Origin of the sequence: Streptomyces sp. M-16 (assembly GCF_052114405.1) — a bacterium.
In the GTDB taxonomy this organism is placed as follows: domain Bacteria; phylum Actinomycetota; class Actinomycetes; order Streptomycetales; family Streptomycetaceae; genus Streptomyces.
In genome coordinates this window covers 1-4,316 of sequence record NZ_JBFRER010000243.1, presented here as the reverse complement: position 1 = coordinate 4,316, position 4,316 = coordinate 1, and the positions used below count along the sequence as shown (strand labels likewise).

Genomic DNA, 4,316 nt, shown 5'->3' with positions numbered 1-4,316 from the left:
CGCCCGCGGTGCCGGTCCTGCCGGTGGCCGGTCCGCGCGGGGGCAAGGCCGTGCCCGGCGGGGTGAAGGGCGGTTCGCGCGGGGCCGGGGCGGGGTCCGGCGCGGGTCGCGCCGGGGCGCCGGCCGCGCTGAGTGCCGAGCAGCAGGCCGCGATGCGCAAGATGAGCGGCGTACTGCCCCTGCTGTCGTTCGGGACGCTGATCACGGCCGCCGTGGTGCCGCTGGCGGCCGGGCTGTACCTGCTGACCACCACGGCGTGGTCCGTCGCGGAACGGGCCTGGCTGCAGCACCGCAAGGACCGCGCCGCCCAGACGGCCGGACAGGTGGCGGCGGCGGGTCGGGCGGCGGGTCGGGCCGCGGGATAGCCGCCCGGCCGGCGGTCCGGGGCGGGCGCTGGAGGGGCGCGTTCCAGTCTGTGAACAGGGTCTTGCGGATTGGTCGGCCATCTTGGAGGATCAGCCAATCCTCCGATGGCCGCAACCCATCGTCCGGCCCGGGGCATGCCCATGGGCCGACCACCCTCGACCACGGGAGAATGTCCATGAAGCTGCTGCGTGTCGGACCTGCCGGATCGGAGCGCCCCGCGCTGCTCGACCAGGACGGGACCCTGCGCGACCTGTCCGGCCTGATCACGGATGTGGACGGGGCCCTGCTCGCCGACGACTCCGTACTGTCCCGCGTACGGGACGCCGCGGCGGCCGGCGAGCTCGCGGCCCTGGACGCGGAAGGGCTGCGCGTCGGCTCCCCGGTCGGCCGGATCGGCAAGATCGTGGGCATCGGGCTGAACTACCACGGGCACGCGGCCGAGGTCGGCGCGCAGGCTCCGCCGGAGCCCATCGTCTTCCTCAAGTCCCCGGACACCGTGGTCGGCCCGGACGACACCGTGCTGATCCCGCGCGGCAGCGTGAAGACCGACTGGGAGGCCGAGCTCGGCGTCGTCATCGGCGCCACGGCCCGCTACCTGGGCTCCGCCGAGGAGGGCCTCGCGCACGTCGGCGGCTACGTGCTGGCGAACGACGTCACCGAGCGCGCCTTCCAGAACGAGCGGGGCGGCACCTGGGACAAGGGCAAGAACTGCGAGACCTTCACCCCGCTCGGCCCCTGGCTGGTCACCGCCGACGAGGTCCCGGACCCGCAGGCGCTGGACGTGCGGCTGTGGGTGAACGGTGAGCTCAAGCAGGACGGTCACACCTCGGACCAGATCTTCCCGGTCGGCGAGGTCGTGCGGTACCTGAGCCACTTCATGACCCTGTACCCGGGCGACGTGATCGTCACCGGCACGCCGGCCGGCGTGGCCGCGGGCCAGCCGGAGCCGAAGCCGTTCCTGCGGGCCGGTGACGTCGTGGAGGTGGAGATCGAGGGCCTCGGGCGCCAGCGCCAGGAGTTCAAGGGCGCGTAGCGCCGGCGGGGGGACGAGGGGGCGGGGCCGCCGATGGCGGACCCGCCCCTTCCGCGTGCGCGGGTCCGTCCGGCCCGCCGCGCCTCGCGACGCCACGCCGCGCCGTGGCGGGCCGTGGCGGGCCGGGGTCGGGGCCGGGGCCGGTGGGCCGTCAGGCGGCGATGTCCACCGCCACTCCGTCGCGGGAGGACCTGCGCGCCGCCTCCAGCACCTCCAGGCACCGCGCCGCCTCGTGCGCCGTGACCGGGGCCGGGCCGCCCGTGCGCAGGGCCCGCGCGACCGCCGCGTAGTACGCCGGGTAGTCGCCGTGCTCGGTCGGCACCGGGATCCCGCCGCCGGTCAGCGGGGACTCGCCGGAGCCGAGGCGCCCCCACAGGTGCGGCGGCTCCTCGCCCCACAGTGCGCCGTCGGTGGCCCGGTCGGGGCGCATCCCCTCGCGCAGGGCGGCCTCCTGCGGGTCCAGGCCGTACTTCACGTAGCCGGCCCGGGAGCCGAGGACGCGGAAGCGCGGGCCGAGCTGGGCGGTGGTGGCGCTGACGTAGAGGTGCGAGCGGACGCCGTTCGCGTGGGTGATCGCGATGAACGTGTCGTCGTCGGTCTCGGTACCCGGGCGGCGCAGGTCGGCTTCCGCGTAGACGCGTACGGCCGGGCCGAACAGCACCAGCGCCTGGTCCACGACGTGGCTGCCGAGGTCGTACAGCAGCCCGCCGAGCTCCTCCGGGGCGCCGGATTCGCGCCAGCCGCCCTTGAGCTGCGGGCGCCAGCGCTCGAAGCGGGACTCGAAGCGCTGGACCTCGCCGAGTTCGCCGTCGGCGAGGAGGCGGCGCACGGTCAGGAAGTCGTTGTCCCAGCGGCGGTTCTGGAAGACGGACAGGAAGGTGCCGGTCCGGTCGGCCAGCGCGGCGAGCTCCCGGGCCTCGGCGGCGGTGGCCGCGAGCGGCTTGTCCACGACCACCGGGATGCCGGCGGTGAGCGCGGCCGTGGCCAGCGGGACGTGGGTCTTGTTGGGGGAGGCGATGACGACCAGGCCGGGGGCGGGGGAGCCCTCGCCGGCGCGGTCCCACAGCTCGGTGGCGGAGGCCGCGACGCGGACTTCGGGGTAGGCCTCGCGGACCTGGGCCTGTCGGCCGGGGTCGGAGGTGACGACCGTGTCGAGGACGAGGCCCTCGGTCGCGGACACCAGCGGGGCGTGGAAGACGGAGCCGGCGAGTCCGTAGCCGATGAGTGCGACCCGCAGCGGGGTGGTGGGGCTGTTGGGGGCGGTGTTCATGGCTCCACTTTGGCAACAGCGTTGCGTAAGTGCAAGGAGGGTGGACAATGGGCGGGTGAACAGGGGCAAGGGCAACGTCAGCGGGGGCGGCTGCGGGGGCGGGGGCCGGGGCGACGGCGACCGCGCGGGCGGGCGCGGCGGGCGCGGCGGGGCGAACCTGCCGGCCCTGCGCGGACACAACGACGCGCTGCTGCTGGACCTGCTGCGTTCGGCGGGGGCGCCGGGCCTGGGCCGCGCCGAACTCGCCGCCCGTACGGGCCTCACCCCGCAGGCCGTCAGCAAGATCACCGCTCGCCTCGCTGCGGCGGGCCTGGTGGCCGAGGCCGGCCGCGGCGCCTCCACCGGCGGCAAACCCCGCACGCTGCTGCGGCTCGTTCCGCAGGCCCGGTACGCGGTGGGGGTCCACCTGGACCGCGACCGGATCCGGGCGGTACGGGTCGACCTCGCGGGCGGCGTCGTCGACGAGTGGAGCGGACCGCTGGACTTCGGGGCGGGCCCGGACCTCGTCGTGGAGGCGGTCCTGGCGGCGGTCGTACGGGTCCGCGCCCGCGGGCCGGCCGCGCCGCCGGTCGGGGTCGGGGTGGCCGCGCCCGGGCCGTTGGACTGGCGGAGCGGGGCCCTGGGCCCGGTGACGGGGTTCCCGGACTGGGCGGGGTACCCGATGCGGGCGGTGCTGGAGGAGCGGCTGGGGCTGCCGGTGGCGCTGGACAAGGACACCAACGCGGCGGTCGCGGCGGCCGGGGGGCCCGGCGGGACAGGCTCCTGCGTGTACCTGCACGTCGGGACCGGGCTCGGAGCGGGGCTCCGGCTCGACGGCGCGGTGTACCGGGGCACGCGCTCGGCGGCGGGGGAGTTCGGCCATCAGGTGCTGCGGCTGGACGGCCCGCCGTGCCGGTGCGGGGGGCGGGGCTGCCTGGAGGTGCTCTGCCTGGACGCGGTGGCCCGCGGCGACCTCGCGGGAGCCGCGCGGCTGCTGGGGGAGGGGGCCGCGAACCTGGTGGCGCTGCTGGACGTGGACCGGGTGCTGCTGGGCGGCCGGGTCGTGGACGCCGAGCCGGAAGTGTTCGTGGAGGGGGTCCGGACCGTCCTGGCGGCCCGGGCGCCGACGGGTGACCCGCCGCCGGTGGAGTGTGCGGCGGCGGGGGTGGCGGAGGGCGCGGCGGCACTGGCGCTGGCCCCGCTCTTCGGTCACGCCTGACCCCGGGCGGGCCGTCGCGCCGACGGCGCCGGATGACCCGCGCCGGGCGGAGGCGTCCGGGGCGGGGGCCGGGTCCGGGGCCGGAGCAGGGTCCGGGTCCGGGCTGCGGAGACCCGGACCACGCCCCCCCCGCCGCGTCCCCGCCGCCGCGGCGGCCCGCTTCGAGGTGGTCGGGTTGACCGTCGCCGCCGTTCGGGCGTAAACCGGCAGGGCTCGGGCGCGGCGGTGTGAAGGGGATTTCGCACGCGTGGGAGGGTGCGGGCAGGGCCGGGGTGATTGTCGCCTCGTCCGATCATCATCCCGTCCGGCTAGCAGCGAAGGTCTTCCATGGGACAGCGACTGCGCACGGCCCTACCCCCGGGTGCCAAGACCGCCGTGGCGGCCGTCACCGCCATGGCCGCCCTGCTCCTCGCCGCCGGCGCGCCCCCCGCCGCCGCCGACATCGGCAC

The 4,316-nt window shown here is 76.9% G+C and carries 3 protein-coding genes and 1 pseudogene; 3 read left to right on the top strand and 1 reads right to left on the bottom strand.

The window, feature by feature from the left end; translation table 11 throughout:
* Window positions 1–365 (top strand): annotated as a pseudogene (locus AB4039_RS41580) (hypothetical protein); the annotation flags it as partial.
* Between the two features lie 176 nt (window positions 366–541).
* A complete protein-coding gene (locus AB4039_RS41575; protein ID WP_442273231.1) occupies window positions 542–1,399 on the top strand; it encodes a fumarylacetoacetate hydrolase family protein in 858 nt (285 codons plus the stop codon).
* 151 nt (window positions 1,400–1,550) lie between these two features.
* Here the strand turns inward: AB4039_RS41575 and AB4039_RS41570 are convergent, their stop codons facing one another.
* Window positions 1,551–2,669: a Gfo/Idh/MocA family oxidoreductase gene (locus AB4039_RS41570; protein ID WP_266839235.1), complete on the bottom strand. Its 1,119-nt coding sequence runs from the start codon at window positions 2,667–2,669 to the stop codon at window positions 1,551–1,553.
* Window positions 2,670–2,724: 55 nt separating this feature from the next.
* Here AB4039_RS41570 and AB4039_RS41565 point away from each other — a divergent pair, with 55 nt between their 5' ends.
* Entirely contained in the window at window positions 2,725–3,867 is a 1,143-nt protein-coding gene (locus AB4039_RS41565; protein ID WP_442273230.1) for an ROK family transcriptional regulator, read from the top strand.
* Window positions 3,868–4,316 lie beyond the last annotated feature (449 nt).